Consider the following 3,131-nt stretch of genomic DNA (forward strand, 5'->3'; position numbering starts at 1 on the left):
GGCTCTGGATGTTGTTGTCGATCTCGGCCTGGCGTTCCTCCACGGACCACGAGTCCGGGTCGCCCAATGGGATCGTCAGCAGGTCGGCTCGGGTGGCCCGGCGGTCGCCGCTGCGGAGCTCCTCCTGGCGGGCACGGACGTCGACCTGGTGGTAGTGCAACGCGTGGATGGTGGCCGCCGTCGGCGAGGGCACCCACGCACAGCTCGCGCCTGCCTGGGGGTGGTTGACCTTGGCGGCGAACATGTCGGCCAGGCTGTCCGGCGCGGCCCACATGCCCTTGCCGATCTGCGCCTTCCCGAGCAGCCCGCAGGCCAGCCCGATGTCGACGTTGGAGTCCTCGTAGGCCTTGATCCAGGTCTCGGCCTTCATGTCGCTCTTGCGCACCACAGGGCCGGCCAGGATCGAGGTGTGGATCTCGTCGCCGGTGCGGTCGAGGAAGCCGGTGTTGATGAAGGCCACGCGCTCCCGGGCCGCCGCGATGCAGGCCTTGAGGTTGAGCGTCGTACGCCGCTCCTCGTCCATGATCCCGACCTTGATGGTCAGCGGAGCCATCCCGAGCACCTGCTCCACCCGGTCGAAGAGCTCGACGGTGAAGGCGACCTCCTCGGGACCGTGCATCTTCGGCTTCACGACGTACATGGATCCGGTGCGGGAGTTGGCCAGCTGCGACTCGCCGCGGAGGTCCTTCATGCTGCCGAGCCCGGTGACCAGCGCGTCGAGGATGCCTTCGGGCACCTCGTTGCCGTCGCGGTCGAGCACCGCGTCGGTGGTCATCAGGTGGCCGACCTGGCGGATGAACAGCAACGAGCGGCCCGGCAGGGTGATCTCGCCGCCGCCGGGGGCGTCGTAGGTGCGGTCGGGGTTCATCGAGCGGGTGAAGGTCCGCCCGCCCTTGGTGACCTCCTCCGCGAGCCGGCCGTCCATGAGGTGCAGCCAGTTGCGGTAGCCGCTCACCTTGTCGTCGGCGTCGACGGCGGCGACCGAGTCCTCCAGGTCCATGATCGTCGAGACGGCGGACTCGACCAGGAGATCCTTCACCCCGGCGGCATCGGTCGAGCCGATGGCGTCGTCGCGGTCGATCTGGATCTCCACGTGCAGCCCGTGGTGCACGAGCAGCACCGCATGCGGCGCCGCGGCGTCACCCCGGCTGCCCACCAGCTGCGCCGGATCGGCGAGCCGGACCACGTCGTCCTTGAGAGTGATGGCCAGGCCGTCGTCGTCCACGGCGTACGACGTCGCGTCGGCGTGCGAGCCGGCCGCGAGCGGGAAGTGCTCGTCGAGCAACGCCCGGCCACGGGCGATGACCTCGGCGCCGCGCACGGTGTTGTAGCTGGCGCCGGGAGCCAGGTCGCCGTCGCGCGAGATCACATCGGTGCCGTAGAGGGCGTCGTACAACGACCCCCACCGGGCGTTGACCGCGTTGGTGGCGAAGCGCGCGTTGAGCAGCGGGACGACGAGCTGGGGTCCGGCAATCCGGGCCACCTCGTCGTCGACGTTTGCCGTGATGACCTCGACGTCGGCCGGCTCGTCGAGCAGGTAGCCGATCTCGGTCAGGAACGCCGTGTAGGTCTCGGCGTCGGGCACCCCGGGGTGCTCGGTGTGGAAGGCGTCGATGCGACTCTGCAGCTCGTCACGACGAGCGAGGAGCTCACGATTGCGTGGACCGAGGTCATGGATGACGGCGTCGGCCCCCTGCCAGAACGCATCGGCGTCCACGCCCGAACCGGGCAGTGCCTCCTCGACGATGAACCTGTGAAGGGTTTCCGCGACCGCGAGACCGCCGACCTGAATACGCTGCTGCATGTCACCCTCTTGCCTAGTTTTCCGCATTGTGGAAGAGTTATTCTTCTTCATGGAAACTACGTACTACCGCTCCGTGCTGTCAACCGTCTAGGGAAGGGAATTCCCGGTGCCTCGTCCGGAGAATGGCGCCCCCCGCGCCGGCGGCGTCCAGTCGCTGCACCGGGCGCTCGACCTCGTCGAGGTCGTCGCCGGCCCGGGCGGCCACCAGACCCGCGGGGAGATTGCGACGGTGGCCGGTCTCCCCCTGCCCACCACCCACCGGCTGCTGCGGACGCTCGTCGACCGTGGCTACATGCGCCAGATGCCCAACCGCCGGTATGCGCTCGGATTCCGGCTGGTGCCGCTCGGCGCGGCGGCGATGACGATGGTGGGGACCGACACCGAGGTCGTCCTGGCCGGGCTGGTCGATGCGCTCGGCGAGACGGCCAACCTCGCAGTGCTCTCCGGCTCCCACGCCGAGTACGTCGCCCAGGTGCCGTCTCGGCACACGATGCGGACGTTCACCGAGGTCGGTCGGCAGGTCGACCTGCACAGCACCGGCGTCGGCAAGGCCCTGCTCGGCCAACTGGCCGACGGCCGGGCCCGCGAGATCGTCCGTCGGGTCGGCCTCCACCAGCAGACCGAGCACACCTTGGTGACCGAGGAGGCCCTGCTGGCCGACCTCGCCCTGGTGCGCTCCCGCGGCTACGCCCTCGACGAGCAAGAGCAGGAGGCCGGCGTGCGCTGCGTCGCCGTCCCGCTCGGGCCCGAGCCGATGTCGTGGATGGCGGTGTCGGTCTCGGGCCCCGTCACCAGGATGACGGACGAGCTGGTCGAGCGGGCCGTACCGCTGCTGCAGCAGGCCGGAAGGCAGCTGACCAGCCGGATGCTCAGCTCGGACTGACCGGCCCGGCTTCCTGAGGCTCGAGGCAGGTCAGTCCCTTCGCCCCGGTCGGGCTGGGCCTCACAGAGGGCGCAGCTTCGTGAGCGACCGTCACGACCTGTGCAGTGTCTTCGAGTCGCAGACCGCGTCGGATGGCTGGCCACGCGAGTCCGCCCACACGCTGGGGCACGTCCTCGTCACCGCCGACCTGCCGGCGTGGCGGTGTAGGACTCAAGAAAGCCGCTGGCGGGTTCTGGACCGAAGCTCGCAGAGACGACATCGAAACGCTGAGACCAGCCCACGGCGCCGGCCGTCCCGCATCCGACACCCGCCGGGACACCGGCGCCACGCCGCCACCTGGGCTGGCTTGCCAGCCGTGCGAGATTCGTTATCCGGCCAGCCCCTGCAGTTTCGCGCAGTTCAGGAAGCCTGGGAAGTTCGGATCGATGATGAACCGCTCCAGGT

General features: G+C 69.6%; 2 protein-coding genes. One reads left to right on the forward strand and one right to left on the reverse strand.

The genetic code is table 11. The annotated features are described in order from the left end of the window. Nucleotides 1-1,804 (reverse strand): malate synthase G (locus RMO85_RS18855; protein ID WP_310530255.1); only part of this gene is annotated, 1,804 nt, incomplete at its 3' end. A 106-nt stretch (nucleotides 1,805-1,910) separates the two neighbouring features. Between RMO85_RS18855 and RMO85_RS18860 the strand changes: the two genes are divergently transcribed. Beyond that, a complete protein-coding gene (locus tag RMO85_RS18860) occupies nucleotides 1,911-2,687 on the forward strand; it encodes an IclR family transcriptional regulator (RefSeq protein ID WP_310530256.1) in 777 nt (258 codons plus the stop codon). Nucleotides 2,688-3,131: the final 444 nt, after the last annotated feature.

Source organism: Nocardioides sp. (assembly GCF_031422975.1).
Taxonomy (GTDB): Bacteria; Actinomycetota; Actinomycetes; order Propionibacteriales; family Nocardioidaceae; genus Nocardioides.